Raw genomic sequence first — 18,852 nt, 5'->3', positions numbered from 1 at the left:
GCGGAATTGGTAGACGCACCAGATTTAGGTTCTGGCGCCGCAAGGTGTGAGAGTTCAAGTCTCTCCTTCCGCACCATCATTAAGAAGGCTCGTCATTTGACGAGCCTTTTTTCTTTCTTTTCTTTGGTCACTGACTATTTGATACAGTGAGTGAACACTCAATACCTCGCCAAAAAATAACTAACTCGTATTATCTTTCGCAACACTCATCACAGATTTTCCCATTGCCCCTATCCAAATTGCATCGTCACGCAGATCCTTGTTCCATATGGTTATTTATTGAAGTGGTTCACAGCGATATGCAGTCTAACGTATATATTGGTCAATATTCACAACAAGGCCATCTTGGCTTTTCTCAAGTCAAATTCGGAACAAACGGTGTAGCTAGTTCACCCTCCGTCAAAACTGATATCGTTAATCCCTCTTACCTTGCCCATTCTCAACATGGCCTTTATGTGGTGTCTGAGGTTTTTCAAGCGGAAGGGGCTGCTTTGCACTTTCTTGCAGGCGATGAGCAATATTCTCAAAAAGTAATGCTAGACGGGGATGCGCCCTGTCATATTGCGATTTCCGGGGCACGTGACAGAATCGCCGTTGCCCATTACGGCACTGGAGATTTTGAACTGTTTGCTTTGGAGTCAGAAGGAAAGATAGGACAACGGATAGCCAAGCTCTCCAACTATGGCCAAGGCCCTCATGCTACACGCCAATTATCACCTCACGGCCATCAAGTGATGTTTATTCCTAACACGACCCAATTGGTCACGGTCGATCTTGGTATCGATTTGCTTACCTTCTACCACTGTGAAGGCACACAAGTTGAACAGTCCCAACGTTTGGAATTACCACCAAGAAGCGGGCCAAGACATGTCAGCTTTACCCAAGATGGTCTATTCGGTTTTGTATTGTGTGAACTCGCCGAGTCTCTGACAGTGATTGCCCGAACAAAACAACAGTGGCAAATAGTCACTACTATCACTGCATTTCCAGAGCATTCATGCCACGAAGCGGCAGCGGCCATTAAACTCTCGGTCGATGAACGTTATGTGTACTTAACGAGTCGTGGGGAGTCTGTGATAAGTTGGTTTGATGTGAGTGAGCCCGAGCATCCTGCATATCAAGGCTATGTAGAAACGCACGGGACATTTCCAAGAGATATCAGTATCACGCCGGATGGCAAATGGTTGCTCGCGGCCAATCAGCATTCAAATAACGTTTCAATATTCGAACTCGACTCTCAAACAGGTAAGCCCAATTGGCATTCAAGCCTACCTGATGTTATTGCCCCGACGTGCTTAGTAATTGGGAATTAGTGCTTAGTTGATTACTTTAAGCCAATGGCGTATTTCAACACTTGTTGTTTAATTGGCCCAGAGTGCTCCGCCAACTTAAGTATGGCGTTACGTGCAAACATCAAAGGCGGCAGCGTATTACTAAAGCCTTTGTAGAATACATCCATGCCTGTTTGCATAAGTAGGTTGTCTGGGCGACGTAAACGCTCATATTGAACCAGCGCCTGTTGTGTCACCCCTTTAGACTCAAAACATTCGAGCAGTGTTTCTACATCTTTAAAGCCTAAGTTGACCCCTTGTCCCGCTAGAGGATTAATCGTGTGTGCAGCGTCACCAACGATAACACAACCCTGCTTATGGTAACTTTGAGCATGACGACGGGTCAGTGGAAATGAACCATGTTGTAGCACTTTCACTTTCCCGAGTTCCGCCGGAAAATAAGTAGCGATCTCCAACTCTAGCTGAGCGGGATTCATATTCTTCAACTGTCGAATACGCTTAGGAGCATCATACCAAACCAGCGAGCCTTGATTACCACACAGAGGCAAAAACGAACGAGGACCGCTTGGTGTAAACCACTGCCATGTAATATCTTGTTGTGGTAGCTCAGTTTCAACATTGATTAGCATACATTCCTGGCGATAGTCCCAGGCGGTAATACCAATGCCCGCAGATTGTCTCACTCTCGAGTTAGCACCATCGGCGCCCACTACCAAACGCGCCTTAAGCACCCTACCCGATTCAAGCGTGATGCTGGAGTCATTTGGAGCAAGCTCTAAGCTCTCAACACCATCACCTTCAATGACTTTGAGGTTCTCAAAACGTGCGAACTGAGCCCAAAGGCCTAGTTGAATCATGCGATTCTCAACGATATAACCCAACTGCGGGAGTGCGAGTTCGTCGGCATTAAATCGAATTCGACAATTGTCTGCCTCCCATGTTTCAAGCCTTGCGTACGGACAGACTCGGGTGTCTTGAATCGCGTCCCAAGCATTTAAAGATTGCAGAAGATCAACAGAACGATGTGAAATAGCAGACACACGCAAATCCATCGCCTGGGCTTGTTCAAATGGCTTCGGTGTGAACTTCTCAATAACGGCAACTGAACGCCCCTGCTTTGCAAGACCGAGAGCAAGAGCTGCTCCTACCATTCCACCGCCTACGACGACTATTTCATACTGTTCCATAGTGCTAATACTGTCTTAAAATCAATGTGTTCTCATTGTACGTAGCGACTTGCTAAAGCGCGAGTTTTTTCCCGTCAAAATCCTTGCTTTTGTGAGGGCTAATTTCGACGTGTACCAATTGAAATATAAGCTCTCAAAGAGATTTTACCCTACCCCTAGTCAGGCGGTTTTTAAAGCAGTACAATACGCCGCTTACCGCCGAGATGGTGGCTATAAATTGAACAATAGTTCAGCATAAGATTTACATAACTGACGAGCGATAGTGATGAGTAAGAAACTGCTAATTAAAACCTGGGGTTGCCAGATGAACGAATACGATTCATCAAAAATGGCCGATCTGCTTAATGCTGCAAATGGCTACGAGCTAACTGAAGTGCCAGAGGAAGCAGACGTACTACTGTTGAACACTTGTTCGATCCGTGAAAAAGCGCAAGAAAAAGTTTTCCACCAACTTGGTCGTTGGAAAACACTGAAAGATAAGAAAGAAGGCGTTGTGATCGGTGTTGGTGGCTGCGTAGCGACACAAGAAGGTGACCACATCCGCGAACGAGCGCCATACGTAGACGTAATTTTTGGCCCGCAAACTCTGCATCGCCTACCTGAAATGATCAAACAATCGCAAAACGACGAAGTACCTGTTATGGATATCTCGTTCCCAGAGATCGAGAAATTCGACCGTCTACCTGAGCCTCGCGCTGAAGGTGCAACTGCGTTCGTTTCTATTATGGAAGGCTGCTCAAAATACTGTACTTACTGTGTAGTACCATACACACGTGGCGAAGAAGTTAGCCGTCCAATGGATGACGTTTTATACGAAATCGCACAGCTTGCAGAGCAAGGCGTTCGTGAAGTGAACCTTCTAGGTCAAAACGTTAACGCTTACCGCGGCCCAATGCACGATGGCGACATCTGTTCATTCGCGGAACTGCTGCGCCTAGTCGCGTCAATCGATGGCATTGACCGTATTCGATTCACGACTAGCCACCCACTAGAGTTTACCGATGACATCATCGCAGTATACGAAGACACGCCTGAGCTTGTGAGCTTCCTGCACCTTCCGGTGCAAAGCGGTTCAGATCGCATCCTTACGATGATGAAACGTCCTCATACGGCGATTGAGTACAAATCTATCATTCGTAAGCTACGTAAAGCGCGTCCTGATATTCAAATCAGTTCTGACTTTATCGTTGGCTTCCCTGGTGAGACAGACAAAGACTTCCAAGACACCATGAAGCTTATCAAAGACGTTGATTTCGACATGAGCTTTAGCTTCATCTTCTCACCACGTCCTGGTACGCCGGCAGCTGACTACCCATGTGATTTGCCTGAGCAAACTAAGAAAGACCGTTTGTACGAGTTACAGCAAACCGTTAACACACAAGCGATGCGCTACTCTCGTCTAATGCTAGACACTGAGCAACGCGTTCTTGTTGAAGGTCCATCAAAGAAAAACCTAATGGAACTACGAGCACGTACTGAAAACAACCGTGTTGTAAACTTCGAAGGTGGCGCTGAGCTAATCGGCCAATTTGTTGATGTGAAAATTACCGATGTGTTTGCGAACTCTCTTCGTGGTGAGCTCGTAAGAACTGAGAAAGATATGGATCTTCGCTCTGTGATTTCACCAATGCAAATGATGGCGAAAACCAAACGCGAAGATGAGCTAGGTGTGGCTACCTTTACGCCTTAATGCCTATACCCAAAGCGCTCCATTGTGCTATTTTGGAGTGATATGGGAAAAAATGTGGAGTCCGGTCAAAATCGGGCTCCGTTCATCGCCCTTAAGGGGCAACATGCGAGGCAACATTGAGTAATCAAATCGTAACTCTAGAAATCAATCTAGAACCTTCAGACAACCGCCGTCTGTCCAGCTTGTGCGGTCCTTTCGATGACAACATCAAACACTTAGAACGCCGTTTAGGTGTCGAAATAAACCACAGAAGCAACTACTTCACTATCGTTGGTAAGCCACATACTAGTGCTGCTGCACTCGACATCATTAAATCACTGTACGTAGACACTGCACCTGTTCGTGGTCAGATCCCAGATATTGAACCTGAACAGATTCACTTAGCAGTCAAAGAGTCCGGCGTACTTGAGCAAAATACCGAATCGGAAATTGCTCACGGTAAAGAAGTCTTTGTTAAGACCAAAAAAGGCATCATCAAGCCACGCACACCAAACCAAGCACAGTACTTGGTAAATATGGTCACTCATGACATCAGCTTTGGCATTGGCCCTGCCGGTACAGGTAAAACATACCTTGCTGTTGCCGCCGCTGTTGATGCGCTGGAGCGCCAAGAGATCCGCCGTATTCTATTGACTCGACCTGCGGTTGAAGCCGGTGAGAAACTGGGATTCCTACCTGGAGACCTTAGCCAAAAAGTCGACCCATATTTGCGCCCACTTTATGACGCACTGTTCGAGATGCTTGGCTTTGAGCGTGTTGAAAAACTGATAGAGCGAAACGTAATTGAAGTTGCACCGCTTGCTTACATGCGCGGTCGTACTCTAAACGATGCGTTTATTATTCTCGACGAGAGCCAGAACACGACGGTTGAACAAATGAAGATGTTCTTGACCCGTATTGGCTTTAACTCGCGCGCAGTCATCACCGGTGACGTGACTCAGATTGACTTGCCACGCGGCGCGAAGTCTGGTCTTCGTCATGCTATCGAAGTGCTTAACGAAGTCGATGAAATCAGCTTTAATTTCTTCCAATCAGACGACGTAGTGCGCCACCCTGTTGTCGCTCGTATCGTGAACGCTTACGAAAAGTGGGAAGCGGAAGATTCAAAAGCTCGCAAAGAGATAGAGCGCAAACGTCGTGAAGAGCGAGAAGCAGCCCAAGCGCTGCTCGACAAAGCCGCGGCGACAAGCACACCTTCGGAAAGTAAATAATGAGCATTGAACTGGATTTACAACTTGCTGTCGAATCAGAACAAGGCCTGCCAAGCGCTGATGAGTTTCAGCGCTGGTTAGATAAAACCATTATTCCGTTTCAAAAAGAAGCGGAACTCACCATCCGAATCGTTGACGAGCAAGAAAGCCACCAACTCAACCACGAGTATCGTGGTAAAGACAAGCCGACTAACGTGCTTTCATTCCCATTCGAAGCGCCTCCAGGCGTAGAGATAAACCTCCTTGGCGATATGATTATCTGCCGCCAAGTGGTGGAAAAAGAGGCCATTGAGCAGTCAAAGCCCTTGAACGCACACTGGGCACATATGGTTGTACATGGCAGTCTTCATCTGCTAGGTTATGATCATATTGAAGATGAAGAAGCCGAAGAAATGGAAGCTTTGGAAACTGAAATTATGCTTGAAATGGGCTTTGAAGACCCATATCTTGCAGAAAAGGAGTAGAGGCTAATCTCGCCCCTGCACATGTGCGCTATCACACATCTGATAGCATTCTGAATTGAGAAGTCATGAACGAAGAGTCTTCTCCCTCTCAACCAGAGGGAAAAAGTAAAAAATCTGAAGGTCCGAGTAGGAAGTCCTTCTTAGAGCGCCTAGGTCAAATTTTTCAAGGTGAGCCAAAAGATCGCCAAGAGCTAGTGGATGTTATCCGCGACTCTGAAGAAAACGACCTCATTGACCACGACACCCGCGACATGCTTGAGGGTGTTATGGAAATTTCTGAAATGCGAGTACGCGACATTATGTTGCCACGTTCGCAAATGGTCACTATCGAACGTTCCGATAACCTCGATAAACTGATCGCACTAATGACCGATGCACAGCACTCACGCTACCCAGTCATCAGTGAAGATAAAGACCATGTAGAAGGCATCCTCTTAGCTAAGGACCTCCTCCGTTACTTGGGCTCTGACAGCGCCCCATTTGATATTGAAGAAGTGATCCGCCCTGCTGTAGTGGTTCCTGAAAGTAAGCGTGTAGACCGCCTACTGAAAGAGTTCCGTGAAGAGCGTTATCACATGGCCATTGTTGTTGACGAATTCGGCGGAGTATCGGGTCTGGTGACCATCGAAGATATTCTCGAAGAAATCGTTGGTGAAATCGAAGATGAGTTCGATGACGACGATGAGCTAGATATCAGAAAACTGAGTAAGCACACGTTCGCTGTGAAAGCGCTCACCACCATTGAAGAGTTTAACGACACGTTTGGCTCTAGCTTTAGTGATGAAGAAGTGGATACCGTCGGTGGCTTAGTCATGACTGCATTTGGTCACTTACCGATTCGCGGTGAAGTGGTTGAAATAGAAAATTACAACTTTAAGGTGACAGCGGCGGATAACCGTCGTGTGGTTCAAGTCCAAGTGACTATCCCGGACCAAGAAACTGCTTCAAGCGTTGAAGAGTAAACACCTACCTCAACCTTAAGCTCACCGAATAAGTGAGAAAACCATAAATGAAGAAAAGTCTTCGACTACTGCGGCCCATTGGGGCCGCTTTTGTTGGCGCAAGCACAACGCTCGCCTTTGCGCCGTATCAGCTTTGGCCTCTTGCCATTGTCAGCCCTTTCCTTCTTATGCTACTTATCCGTGGCCGAAGCAGAAAAAGCGCGCTTTGGACTGGTTACGCATGGGGGCTTGGTCAGTTTGCGACTGGGATCAGTTGGGTTCACGTCAGCATCGATACCTTCGGTGGTATGCCAAAGATAGCGAGCCTATTTCTAATGGCGTTGCTTGTCGGCTACCTTTCCATCTATTCTGCGCTCTTTGCATGGTCGCTCAATCGCTTTTTCCCATCAGAAAACAAAACCCGCTATTTTATTGCGGCGCCAGCATTATGGCTTGTATTTGACTGGGCACGCGGCTGGGTGATGACAGGGTTTCCGTGGCTGTGGCTGGGATACAGTCAAATTGATTCTCCCCTTGGCAGCTTTGCGCCTATCGGTGGTGTCGAACTTATAACACTGCTTTCGATCATCATGGCGGGCAGTCTTGCTTATCTAGCGACTTCAAAGCAGTGGCAACTACTACTCATACCTATGGTGGTATTAGCAACGGGATTTGGCCTTCGAAACTATGAATGGGTCACGCCTGCTCATCAAAGAACCAAGTCCGTGGCGCTGATTCAAGGTAATGTCGACCAAGCACAAAAGTGGCTTCCGAATCATCGCTGGCCAACCATCATGAAATACACGGATCTCACTCGTGAAAACTGGGATGCGGATATTATCATCTGGCCAGAAGCGGCAATCCCTGCAATGGAATTCGAGCTGCCTTCATTTTTGAGCAACTTAGATTCCGCCGCTAAGATGAACAACTCTGCGGTGATCACAGGGGTTATCAACAGAACGGATTCTGGTGAATACTACAACAGCATTTTAGTGGTCGGCCAAACGCCTTACGGTGATTACGAAATGGATCTGGATGAGCGTTACCACAAACATCACTTACTACCGTTTGGGGAGTTTGTTCCTTTTGGTGACATTCTAAGACCCATTGCACCGTTCTTTAATTTGCCAATGTCGTCATTCAGTCGTGGCGCTTACGTACAACCCAATATTGTGGCTAATGGCATGCATCTCGCACCCGCTCTATGCTATGAAATCATCTTTGGGGAGCAAGTTAGACAAAACGTGACTGACGACACTGACTATCTGCTCACTCTATCCAACGATGCTTGGTTTGGCCGCTCTATCGGCCCACTGCAACATATGGAAATTGCCCGTATGCGAGCATTAGAACTCGGTTTGCCATTAATCCGCTCAACCAACAATGGCGTAACGGCAGTCACCGATCATAAAGGTGACATTATTGCCGAGGTTCCTCAGTTTGAAACCGCGGTTCTCCGTACAGAAGTCACCCCAACTGATGGGACAACCTGGTACCGAGAAGTTGGCAGCTGGCCACTTTATATTTGGGTCGCACTGTGTCTTGGTTTCGGCGTTTTACGTCGTAAGTCTTAACCCCAGTCCTTAGTGGCTTGCCGCGCTAGCGCTTAGCCACTTAGGGACTTTCCACCATTCCTACAGCACTTCAAACACCTGCGGATAAACTTTCTTCCATAATATATAACTATTTGGTTCTTTTACGTTGCCAAACAAAGTCATATTCTTATCAGGTAATCAATAACCACCACGGTTGAATGAAGGAACATAGAATGAGCAAGATTTACGAAGATAACTCCCTGACGATTGGTAACACCCCTCTAGTTCGCCTAAACAAAGTAAGCAACGGCAACGTTCTTGCAAAAGTAGAAGCGCGTAACCCTAGCTTCAGCGTTAAGTGCCGTATCGGTGCTAACATGATCTGGGAAGCAGAAAAAGACGGTCGTCTAAAAGCGGGCGTAGAGCTTGTTGAGCCAACCAGTGGTAACACAGGTGTCGCACTTGCCTTCGTTGCAGCAGCTCGTGGCTACAAACTAACACTAACGATGCCAGAGTCTATGAGTCTTGAGCGTCGTAAACTTCTAAAAGCACTAGGCGCAAACCTTGAGCTAACGGAAGCGGCAAAAGGCATGAAAGGTGCCATTGCGAAAGCAGAAGAAATTGTTGCTTCTAACCCAGAGAAGTACCTACTGCTTCAACAATTCAACAACCCTGCAAACCCTGCAATCCACGAGAAAACAACGGGTCCTGAAATCTGGGATGCAACCGACGGTGAAGTGGACGTATTCGTAGCAGGTGTTGGTACTGGTGGTACTATCACAGGTACTAGCCGTTACATTAAAGGTGAGAAAGGTAAAGCTATCGTTTCTGTTGCTGTAGAGCCAGCAGAGTCACCAGTTATCACTCAAGCACTAGCAGGTGAAGAAATCCAACCAGCACCGCACAAAATCCAAGGCATCGGCGCAGGCTTTATCCCGGAAAACTTGGATCTAGAGCTTCTAGACCGTGTTGAGCTGGTAACCTCAGAAGAAGCTATCGAAATGGCACGTCGCCTAATGGAAGAAGAAGGTATCCTTGCTGGAATTTCTTCTGGCGCAGCGGTTGTGGCGGCCAACAAACTAGCAGAACTACCTGAATTTAAAGGAAAAACAATCGTAACTGTACTACCAAGTTCAGGTGAGCGTTACCTAAGTTCAGCATTGTTCGCAGGTATATTTACTGATAAAGAGATTCAGCAGTAATATGTAGCTAAATCAATTTTTACACGAAAAAAGCCCCTTTAAGGGGCTTTTTTGTTGAATCTCTGTCAGCCTTTGGTAATATCAGGACAGTTTTATTTTAAGCTTAAAAATAAATAGGCTGAATACCGAATTTCGTAGGACATGCATACGGCGAAGACTGCAATCATGTCCTACAATTCTAGTCCGACACAATTCTTAACAGTTACGACCTTTGCACTATAGCTGGGCATAACATTTAACGATAAGCTTTGTTTGGTCTAGAAACTAAACATAAAATAAATCAATTGGGGTATAAAAAATGTACGAGAAGCAAGTAGAAATCACAGCAGAAAACGGCCTTCACACTCGTCCGGCTGCTCAGTTCGTTAAAGAAGCAAAAGCATTTGACGCTGACATCACTGTGACTACTAACGGCAAAAGCGCTAGCGCGAAAAGCCTATTCAAACTACAAACTCTTGGTCTAGTTAAAGGCACTACTATTACTATCGCTGCTGAAGGCCCACAAGCTCAACAAGCAGTTGACCACCTAGTAGCTCTAATCCCTGAGCTTCACTAAGAACCCAGTTCTCCTTAAAGCCATTTTGTGAAAACAGAATGGCTTTATTGGAAATGGCTCGGGCTATCAGCTACATATTATAAGTGGCTAAAAAACCATCCAATCTTTGATACACTAGACCATATAAAGGTAAAGCTATGATTTCAGGCATCCTAGCATCTCCTGGTATTGCTATCGGTAAAGCACTACTACTTCAAGAAGACGAAATTGTTCTAAACACGTCTACTATTTCAGATGACCAAGTTGAAGCAGAAGTTGCGCGTTTCTTTGACGCTCGCAACAAGTCAGCTCAACAGCTAGAAGTTGTTAAGCAAAAAGCGCTTGAAACTTTTGGTGAAGAGAAAGAGGCTATCTTCGAAGGCCATATCATGCTTCTTGAAGATGAAGAGCTAGAAGAAGAAATCCTAGCACTCATCAAGAAAGACAAACTATCTGCAGACAATGCGATTCACACGGTAATCGAAGAGCAAGCGACTGCACTAGAATCTCTAGATGACGAATACCTTAAAGAACGTGCAACTGATATCCGTGATATCGGTACTCGTTTCGTTAAGAATGCACTAGGTATCAACATCGTTTCGCTCGGCGACATCGATGAAGAAGTTATCCTAGTGGCTTACGACCTAACGCCATCTGAAACAGCGCAAATCAACCTAGACTACGTTCTTGGTTTTGCATGTGACATTGGCGGTCGTACTTCGCACACTTCTATCATGGCACGTTCACTAGAACTTCCTGCGATTGTTGGTACTAACGACATTACTAAGAAAGTGAACAACGGCGACATGTTGGTTCTTGATGCAATGAACAACAAGATCATTGTTAACCCAACTCAAGCTGAGATTGACGAAGCTAAAGCGGTACGTGAAGGGTTCCTTGCAGAAAAAGAGGAACTAGCAAAACTTAAAGACCTACCAGCAGAAACTCTAGACGGTCACCGTGTAGAAGTTTGCGGTAACATCGGTACAGTGAAAGACTGTGATGGCATCAACCGTAACGGCGGTGAAGGTGTTGGTCTGTATCGTACAGAATTCCTATTCATGGACCGCACTGCTCTTCCTACTGAAGAAGAACAGTACCAAGCTTACAAAGAAGTTGCGGAAGCAATGCACGGTCACGCGGTAATCATCCGTACTATGGATATCGGTGGTGATAAAGATCTACCATACCTAGACCTACCTCAAGAAATGAACCCGTTCCTTGGCTGGCGTGCAGTGCGTATCAGCTTGGATCGTCGTGAAATCCTTCGTGACCAGCTACGTGGTATCCTACGTGCATCTGCACACGGTAAGCTACGCATCATGTTCCCGATGATCATTTCTGTTGAAGAAATCCGTGAGCTGAAAGCAGCAATCGAAGAGTACAAAGCAGAACTTCGCGCTGAAGGTCTAGCATTCGACGAAAACATCGAAATCGGTGTAATGGTTGAAACTCCTGCTGCTGCAGCAATCGCTCACCACCTTGCGAAAGAAGTTTCATTCTTTAGTATTGGTACAAACGACCTAACTCAGTATACTCTAGCTGTAGACCGTGGTAATGAGCTGATTTCTCACCTATATAACCCACTATCACCTGCTGTACTAACAGTAATCAAGCAAGTGATCGACGCTTCTCACAAAGAAGGTAAGTGGACTGGTATGTGTGGTGAGCTTGCTGGCGACGAGCGTGCGACTCTACTTCTACTAGGCATGGGCCTAGACGAGTTTAGTATGAGCGGTATTTCAATTCCTCAGGTTAAGAAAGTAATCCGCAACGCTAACTTCTCTGAAGTTAAAGCAATGGCTGATGAAGCGCTACAAATGGCGACTGCAGCAGAAATTGAAGCGCACGTCGAAAAATTTATCGCAGAAAAGACAAACTGCTAATATAATTGACTAGATTAAAATCAAACCTTTAGGAGCACGACATGGGTCTGTTTGACAAACTGAAGAAGCTAGTATCTGACGACAGCGCTGACACTGGTGCAATCGAAATTATCGCACCTCTATCTGGTGAAATCGTAAACATCGAAGATGTGCCAGACGTAGTATTCGCTGAGAAAATCGTTGGTGACGGTATTGCAATCAAGCCAGCTGGTGACAAGATGGTAGCTCCTGTAAACGGTACTATCGGTAAGATCTTCGAAACGAACCACGCGTTCTCAATCGAATCTGACGACGGCATCGAGCTATTTGTTCACTTCGGCATCGACACAGTTGAACTGAAAGGCGAAGGCTTCAAGCGTATCGCTGAAGAAGGCCAAACTGTTAAAGCTGGCGACACTATCATTGAATTCGATCTAGCTCTTCTAGAAGAGAAAGCGAAATCAACGCTAACGCCTGTAGTTATCTCTAACATGGACGAAATCAAAGAGCTTAACAAGCTTGCTGGTGCCGTGACTGTTGGCGAAACACCTGTACTACGTGTAACTAAGTAATTAGTTATCTCGAAGTAGAAAAAACGCAGCTTAATCGCTGCGTTTTTTTATGCCTACTGTTTGGCGTTTCATCTTGATAATGAGTCGGCTTACAACTCGATAGAGGCCAGTACGTCACCATCAAAGGTTTGAACACTGAGTCTATTATCTTCCAGCAGACCAAAGCTCGCCGCAAACTCATTGCGCGGGAACGTAATCGACCCCGGATTAAAGATGATCTGCTCGCCTTGCCATTCGGCAACTGGAATATGAGTATGACCATGGGCAAGGACATCGCCTTGCTTGAGCGGCGGACGCTTATCACTGTTGTACAAGTGACCATGGGTTAGAAATAAACGCTGCCCGGTCGGCAACATCACCCAGGCGTAATCGCTCATCATTGGAAACTCAAGCAGCATCTGATCCACTTCACTGTCACAATTGCCGCGAACCGCAATAATCTCTTGCTTATACGCATTGAGAAGCTCAGCAACCTTAGGTGGGTTGTAACTGCCTGGCACAGGGTTTCTTGGGCCATGATTAAGGACATCCCCCAATATAACCAGATGTTCAGCCCCTGAACGGCGGTAATGCTCCAGCACTTTCTCAGTGGCATCTTGGCTGCCGTGTAAGTCCGACGCAAAGAACAGTTTCATTGATTTTTCTCCAGCACTTTCTTTGTCGCTATTGTATCGAACTTACCGACACGGTGCAGAGCTAATCGAGCCCGAGCATCCCGTTCACAACAATGTTATTGTAACTAACCATACCGATTACACGCCCGTCTTCAATCACTGGCGCTCTACTGATCCCAAATCGCTCAAACAATCGCGCGCAGTACTTCACATTCATATTCGGATCGACACACAAGGCAGGCTTAGTCATAATTTCATAGATATTGGTACGCTGCGGAGAGCGGTTACGTGCCAATACCTTTTTGGCAATATCATTCATTAGCACAATACCAAATTCATCGTCATCGCTGCGCTTTTCGACCACCAGCGCTTTCACTCGGTGCTCTTTCGCCAGCACAATCCCATCGTGCACCGTTTTTAGCCCATCGACCACCACATAAGTGTTAGCCATCACATCGCGTACGCTTACTCTTTTCTGTTGACTCATAGTTCGTCCTCCACGACTTTGGTCAATGTCTCCACTTGATGAGCGACACCCACCGCATCTTCTATATCTATTTGCACTGCAATCCCTTGTCCCGACGTTTGGTCAAACTCCCCTACTTGGCTAATCGTCTCTAGTATATGGCGAGACAAATGCTCTTCGACCACAAACAGCACTACATCTTTTTGCACCTCTAACGTCAGACCAAAAAAGGTTTGCTTCTTGTTGAGGCCTTCTCCTCTGGCATGGTTGATTACTGTCGCACCGGTCGCACCCGCATCACGAGCTGCGTCCAGTACCTGCTCTGTCTTGCTATCTTCTACAAAGGCAAGGATCAGTTTAAAGCGCATTGTTCTTCTCCTTAGAAGTAAGATGATGTTCGGCGTCCTGCTCCTCTGTAGAACTATGATTGACAGAAGAACGAGCCGTTAAATATTGAGTAAGTTGGGCATACGCCATCACAGAGATAATCGGAAATAGACTGGCAAAAGCGATAAGACCAAAGCCATCTATCATTGGGTTTCTGCCAGGTACTGTCGATGCAAGGCCAAGACCCAACGCCGTCACCAGTGGTACTGTGACCGTTGACGTCGTCACCCCACCAGAGTCATAAGCAAGTGGGACAATAAATTTCGGCGCATAATAGGTTTGGATCACCACCAGTATGTAGCCGGCAATGATGTAATAGTGAATAGGATCGCCGACAACAATACGATAGCTACCTAGAGCAATACCAACCGCCACTCCAAGTGCAACCGCAATTCTAAGGCCATTCACCGATATCGCCCCTGCAGACACTTGGTTCGCTTTTATCGCAACAGCGAGCAGCGAAGGCTCTGCAATGGTGGTACTAAAGCCGATACAAAACGCGAACAAGAAAACCCAGTAGTAATCTATCCACTCGAGAGCCCCGTCTAAGGTAATACGCACTTGATTAAGAAAATCTGGCGCAGTGAGCTGCATTGCCATGGTTTCACCCAGTGGGAACAACGCAAGCTCTAGGCCCACTAAAAATAGGCTCAGACCAACAATCACATAGCCAAAACCAATCATGACTCTAACCGGGTTAGCGATAGGCTTTTTGAGAATGGCAAATTGAAAGCCAAAGATAATGACCATGATCGGCGTAACATCACGAATGGTCATGAGTAGCGTGTGTAGAAACTCCCAAACAAAACTCATACCATCACCATCCCATAAACCATCACAAACATCATGGGCAACAAAGAGGCAAAGGCAATAAGTCCAAAGCCATCCAGCATAGGATTGCGGCCTTTAATTGTGCTAGCCAAGCCAACCCCAAGCGCGGTAACTAAAGGAACGGTTATGGTTGATGTCGTCACCCCGCCCGAGTCATAGGCAACACCGATAATGTATTCAGGAGCAAACCAAGTTAACACCACCACCCCAACATAACCGCCAATGATCAACACATGAATAGGCCAACCTTTAAGTATCCTCAGCACGCCAAGTACTATGGCTAGCCCAACAGAAATCGCCACTGAAAGACGCAGCCCATCCGCATAGCTTTGCATTGAGTCTTCGGTCATAGGAATAATGCCACCTTCTGCAGCAACCTCTGCGGCTTCCGCTGAGACTGCAGTTAGCGCGGGCTCCGCTATCGTCGTGCCAAATCCAAGGCAAAAAGAAAACACCATGAGCCAAAATACACTCCCTTTGCGGGCGAAAGATTGCGCCATGGTCTCCCCAATGGGGAACAGCCCCATTTCAAGGCCAAAAACAAAAAAAGTCAGACCAAGCACAACCAGCAGTAAGCCGAATAGAATCGAGAGGACATTAGGGAGAGGCTCTTGAAGAACCACAAGCTGAAAGAACAATACGACAAGGACGATGGGCATAAGATCCTTAAAGCTATTTATCATAGCGCCAAGGAGTGATTTCAAACCTTGCATGGGCACCTCCCTTATTCAGCCTTTACTAAACTAATGATGGCAAAGAAAAGTGTAAGAAAGTGTGACACACGAGGCACTGTCAGTGCTGCTACAAAAAGAGTGCCGTTTTTGTGAACCAAAGCGGCTGTGCTACATATAAACATCCGCTGCAGTTGGGTTAGTTAATTCCCTGATTCATTGCTATATTTAAAGCCAAATGCCCGCGACGAGGCGTGTCTGGTAGCAGAGAGCTACTTTTAGAGGAGAGAGAATGAAGCTGTTATTAACCGGCGGGACCGGCTTTATAGGACGTGAGCTACTCAAGCACCTCACGACTCACAGTGTGACGCTGCTTACCCGCGACGTTGCCACAGCTAAACGTATCCTCAATCACACCGACCTTGGCAACATTGACTACATTGACTCCCTTGATACTTATAACGACCTTAACGAATTTGACGCCATCATTAACTTGGCTGGAGAACCTATCGCAGACAAACGCTGGAGTGCGGCTCAAAAACAGCGCATCTGCGATAGTCGCTGGAAGGTAACAGAAAAGATCGTTGAGTTAATCCATGCCAGTACCAAACCACCCTCGACCTTCATCAGCGGATCGGCGGTGGGCTACTATGGCGATCAACAAGATCACCCTTTTGATGAAAGCTTAAAAGTACACCAAGACAATTTCGCTCATGCTGTGTGTGATCGTTGGGAGGAAATCGCTATGCGTGCCCAATCGGATCATACTCGCGTGTGCATACTAAGAACGGGGGTGGTACTCGGTGATGGTGGCGGCGCCTTGGCGAAAATGATGCTGCCATACAAACTGGGGGTTGGTGGTCCTATCGGTGATGGTTCTCAATACATGCCGTGGATTCACCTCCTAGATATGGTGCGTGGGATTGTTTTCTTGCTTGAGACCGATCATGCCGTCGGTCCTTACAACCTGTGTGCGCCTCACGCCGTCTCTAACGCAACGTTCAGTAAAACACTGGCAAGCACATTGGGAAGGCCACATTTCTTGATGACGCCAAAATGGGCTTTGAAACTCGCAATGGGTGAGTCTTCCTGTCTGCTGTTTGACAGCGTTCGAGCCAAGCCCAAGAAGCTCACCGAGATGGGGTTTAACTTCTCTTTCCCACATATCGATACTGCTTTAAAAAACATCATCACTAATGCACGGTAATACTTGCTACTCCCTATGAAGTATCGGTAAGGTAGTTGAAAACAAATCATAGGGTTAGTTAAGTAATGGCCAAGTCAGTACTCATCACTGGATGTTCTAGCGGCATCGGTTATGTCGCCGCACATGCACTTCAAAAACAAGGATACCAAGTCATCGCATCATGCCGCCAAGAAGCGGATGTGATACGACTTCAGCAAGAAGGATTGACCTGCATACAGCTTGATCTTGCGGATCCCAAGAGCATTAAACTGGCCGTTCAAAAAACCTTGGCCCTGACTGAAGGTCGACTCTATGGCCTGTTTAACAATGGCGCTTACGGCCAACCAGGTGCACTGGAAGATCTACCAACCGATGCACTACGAGCGCAGTTTGAAGCCAACGTTTTTGGCTGGCATGAACTCACCAAGCAAATTCTCCCAATCATGCGTGCGCAAGGTGAAGGCCGCATCATACAAAACAGCTCAGTGCTGGGGTTTGCCGCCATGAAATATCGCGGCGCGTACAACGCCTCCAAGTTTGCCCTAGAAGGCTGGACAGATACACTGCGCCTAGAGCTACACCAAACCGGTATACACATTTCACTGATTGAGCCTGGCCCTATCGAAACCCAATTTAGAGCCAATGCTAAGCGTGCGTTTTTACAATGGATTAACGTTGAATCAAGCCCGCATCGAGCGCAATACGAACAGCAGCTTACCCGCCTATCTGCAGACGCCTCTGGTAACCAATTCGTGCTACCACCAGAGTCTTGCGTACCGCCCTTGCTGCATGCGCTTGAATCTCAGTCACCAAAACTGCGCTATCGGATTACTACGCCAACCAAAGTGTTCGCTTTACTAAAACGGATCCTTCCTAGCAAGTGGTTAGATCCTATTCTGCGAAAGGCTGCATAAAAAACGATCACTTGTAATTTTAGTGTCACAATAAGTCGTTATATTAACCACCGTGGTGAAACCACACTGCGCATCACTTCTTCAGGTATCATTACCTAAAGACAAAATGCCAGAGCAATATCTAACTCACAGCATTCACGTGGATTACAACGAAAATGACGCTAAATCAGCTTAACTGGTTAGCTGTGGGGGTTACACTAGCTTACTTCGTAATGTTCTAGACACCTTTGCTTGCTGCCGTTCTGGAATCCATTAACGCCGCGTTTACGACGCGGCGTTTTGGCATCTAATCTTCCCATTTCTCTGCGCATAACCTTGAATTTTCGGTCATTGATACCAATCTTGAACTAAGAACGATAGACATCACCTACAAGGAACACTCAATGCAACCTGCGACCATTGTGGAGTTAAACGAACAAAACTTTCGCCAAGTATTAGAAGGCTCAATGACCGCGCCTGTGCTAATCCATTTTTGGGCACCAATGAGTGAAGAAAGCGCGCAAATCATCCCATCACTGCGAGCGCTGACTGAGCAATACGCCGGAGCCTTCTCCCTAGCACTGCTCAACTGTGAAGAGCAGCAAGCTATCGCTGGTCAGTTTGGTGTTCAAGCACTGCCAACCATTGCTCTGTTTGTTAATGGCCAGCCTGTTGACGGCCTAGGCGGCCCTCAGCCTATCGAAGCGGTGAAAGCTATGCTGGCTAAGCACCTACCAAGTGAAGATGAGCTGAATGCACGCAAAGCACTAGAGCTTTCTCAGCAGGGTGAGTACGAATCCGCTATTGAATTATTCAACAGCCTATCAGACGAGTACAAACAGAAAGGCGAAATCAAACTCGCTCTTGCGCAATGTCTACTGGAAACCAATCAGTTTGATGTAGCAGAAGCGGTCCTTAATACCATCCCAATGGAGTACAAAGACAACTTCTACAAGAGCTTGATTGCGAAACTTGAGCTGCACAAACAAGCGGCGGATAGCCCAGAGATTCAATCACTTGAAGCAGCGCTACAAGCAAACCCAGAAGACCTCAAGCTCGTCGCTGAACTGGCACTGCAATATCACCAAGTAAACCGTGATGAAGAGGCACTTGAGCTTATGTGGACGCCACTAAGCCGCAACCTAAATGCCCTTGATGGCGAATTGAAAAAGTCATTTATGGATATCTTGTCGGCACTCGGTCAAGGCAACCCACTTGCCGCTAAATACCGTCGTCAGCTGTATTCTTTGCTGTACTAGTCGCAAGACAATCCGTGATTCATAAAAGGGACCTTTGCGTCCCTTTTTTCG

General features: G+C 46.7%; 19 protein-coding genes. 13 read left to right on the top strand and 6 right to left on the bottom strand.

All coding sequences use genetic code 11. The annotated features are described in order from the left end of the window. Positions 1 to 299: 299 nt before the first annotated feature. Positions 300 to 1,313 carry a lactonase family protein gene (locus ACVA6Q_RS16085; protein WP_446648166.1) on the top strand — a complete coding sequence of 338 codons (1,014 nt, stop codon included), beginning with the start codon at positions 300 to 302 and terminating at the stop codon, positions 1,311 to 1,313. A gap of 11 nt (positions 1,314 to 1,324) precedes the next feature. Here ACVA6Q_RS16085 and ACVA6Q_RS16080 read toward each other — a convergent pair whose 3' ends face one another. Then, the gene (locus ACVA6Q_RS16080; protein ID WP_353498078.1) at positions 1,325 to 2,479 is read right to left on the bottom strand and encodes a 2-octaprenyl-3-methyl-6-methoxy-1,4-benzoquinol hydroxylase; all 1,155 of its coding nucleotides are present in this window, start codon (positions 2,477 to 2,479) and stop codon (positions 1,325 to 1,327) included. Positions 2,480 to 2,744: 265 nt separating this feature from the next. On the opposite strand from ACVA6Q_RS16080, the gene miaB reads away from it, so the two are divergent. From miaB to crr, 9 genes are all read left to right on the top strand, one after another. Next, positions 2,745 to 4,169, top strand: coding sequence for a tRNA (N6-isopentenyl adenosine(37)-C2)-methylthiotransferase MiaB (gene miaB, locus ACVA6Q_RS16075; protein ID WP_418641670.1), 1,425 nt, complete (start codon positions 2,745 to 2,747; stop codon positions 4,167 to 4,169). A gap of 116 nt (positions 4,170 to 4,285) precedes the next feature. Beyond that, positions 4,286 to 5,380 carry a PhoH family protein gene (locus ACVA6Q_RS16070; RefSeq protein WP_429761565.1) on the top strand — a complete coding sequence of 365 codons (1,095 nt, stop codon included), beginning with the start codon at positions 4,286 to 4,288 and terminating at the stop codon, positions 5,378 to 5,380. Continuing rightward, entirely contained in the window at positions 5,380 to 5,844 is a 465-nt protein-coding gene (gene ybeY / locus ACVA6Q_RS16065; protein ID WP_446648165.1) for an rRNA maturation RNase YbeY, read from the top strand. Before ACVA6Q_RS16070 ends, ybeY begins: the two co-directional genes overlap by 1 nt. Before the next feature lie 65 nt (positions 5,845 to 5,909). Continuing rightward, positions 5,910 to 6,806 carry a CNNM family magnesium/cobalt transport protein CorC gene (gene corC / locus ACVA6Q_RS16060; protein ID WP_429761563.1) on the top strand — a complete coding sequence of 299 codons (897 nt, stop codon included), beginning with the start codon at positions 5,910 to 5,912 and terminating at the stop codon, positions 6,804 to 6,806. A gap of 47 nt (positions 6,807 to 6,853) precedes the next feature. Continuing rightward, positions 6,854 to 8,359, top strand: coding sequence for an apolipoprotein N-acyltransferase (gene lnt / locus ACVA6Q_RS16055; protein ID WP_446648164.1), 1,506 nt, complete (start codon positions 6,854 to 6,856; stop codon positions 8,357 to 8,359). Positions 8,360 to 8,553: 194 nt separating this feature from the next. Next, complete coding sequence (gene cysK / locus ACVA6Q_RS16050) at positions 8,554 to 9,522, top strand: cysteine synthase A (RefSeq protein ID WP_353498072.1); 969 nt, start codon at positions 8,554 to 8,556, stop codon at positions 9,520 to 9,522. 298 nt (positions 9,523 to 9,820) lie between these two features. Beyond that, positions 9,821 to 10,078: an HPr family phosphocarrier protein gene (locus ACVA6Q_RS16045; protein WP_042476528.1), complete on the top strand. Its 258-nt coding sequence runs from the start codon at positions 9,821 to 9,823 to the stop codon at positions 10,076 to 10,078. Between the two features lie 137 nt (positions 10,079 to 10,215). Continuing rightward, on the top strand, positions 10,216 to 11,943 hold the full coding sequence (ptsI, locus tag ACVA6Q_RS16040) for a phosphoenolpyruvate-protein phosphotransferase PtsI (protein ID WP_429761560.1): 1,728 nt from the start codon (positions 10,216 to 10,218) through the stop codon (positions 11,941 to 11,943). Between the two features lie 41 nt (positions 11,944 to 11,984). After that, complete coding sequence (gene crr, locus ACVA6Q_RS16035; protein WP_042476521.1) at positions 11,985 to 12,494, top strand: PTS glucose transporter subunit IIA; 510 nt, start codon at positions 11,985 to 11,987, stop codon at positions 12,492 to 12,494. Between the two features lie 89 nt (positions 12,495 to 12,583). Here the strand turns inward: crr and yfcE are convergent, their stop codons facing one another. The 5 genes from yfcE to ACVA6Q_RS16010 all read right to left on the bottom strand — a co-directional run bounded on the left by yfcE (position 12,584) and on the right by ACVA6Q_RS16010 (position 15,505). Next, positions 12,584 to 13,129: a phosphodiesterase gene (gene yfcE / locus ACVA6Q_RS16030; RefSeq protein ID WP_353498070.1), complete on the bottom strand. Its 546-nt coding sequence runs from the start codon at positions 13,127 to 13,129 to the stop codon at positions 12,584 to 12,586. A 61-nt stretch (positions 13,130 to 13,190) separates the two neighbouring features. Then, positions 13,191 to 13,595 carry a CBS domain-containing protein gene (locus ACVA6Q_RS16025; protein ID WP_353498069.1) on the bottom strand — a complete coding sequence of 135 codons (405 nt, stop codon included), beginning with the start codon at positions 13,593 to 13,595 and terminating at the stop codon, positions 13,191 to 13,193. Then, a complete protein-coding gene (locus ACVA6Q_RS16020) occupies positions 13,592 to 13,942 on the bottom strand; it encodes a P-II family nitrogen regulator (RefSeq protein WP_353498068.1) in 351 nt (116 codons plus the stop codon). Before ACVA6Q_RS16020 ends, ACVA6Q_RS16025 begins: the two co-directional genes overlap by 4 nt. Continuing rightward, entirely contained in the window at positions 13,932 to 14,774 is an 843-nt protein-coding gene (locus ACVA6Q_RS16015; RefSeq protein WP_418641674.1) for a DUF1538 domain-containing protein, read from the bottom strand. The genes ACVA6Q_RS16020 and ACVA6Q_RS16015 overlap by 11 nt, the downstream gene beginning before the upstream one ends. Next, complete coding sequence (locus tag ACVA6Q_RS16010) at positions 14,771 to 15,505, bottom strand: DUF1538 family protein (protein ID WP_418641675.1); 735 nt, start codon at positions 15,503 to 15,505, stop codon at positions 14,771 to 14,773. Before ACVA6Q_RS16010 ends, ACVA6Q_RS16015 begins: the two co-directional genes overlap by 4 nt. A 250-nt stretch (positions 15,506 to 15,755) precedes the next feature. Here ACVA6Q_RS16010 and ACVA6Q_RS16005 point away from each other — a divergent pair, with 250 nt between their 5' ends. The 3 genes from ACVA6Q_RS16005 to ACVA6Q_RS15995 all read left to right on the top strand — a co-directional run bounded on the left by ACVA6Q_RS16005 (position 15,756) and on the right by ACVA6Q_RS15995 (position 18,801). Beyond that, entirely contained in the window at positions 15,756 to 16,670 is a 915-nt protein-coding gene (locus ACVA6Q_RS16005) for a TIGR01777 family oxidoreductase (RefSeq protein WP_446648163.1), read from the top strand. A gap of 65 nt (positions 16,671 to 16,735) precedes the next feature. Continuing rightward, complete coding sequence (locus ACVA6Q_RS16000) at positions 16,736 to 17,563, top strand: SDR family oxidoreductase (RefSeq protein WP_446648162.1); 828 nt, start codon at positions 16,736 to 16,738, stop codon at positions 17,561 to 17,563. A gap of 383 nt (positions 17,564 to 17,946) precedes the next feature. Further along, complete coding sequence (locus ACVA6Q_RS15995; protein WP_446648161.1) at positions 17,947 to 18,801, top strand: co-chaperone YbbN; 855 nt, start codon at positions 17,947 to 17,949, stop codon at positions 18,799 to 18,801. Positions 18,802 to 18,852: the final 51 nt, after the last annotated feature.

This window comes from Vibrio sp. DNB22_10_4 (assembly GCF_052879755.1).
This window is presented reverse-complemented; position numbering and strand designations above follow the sequence as displayed.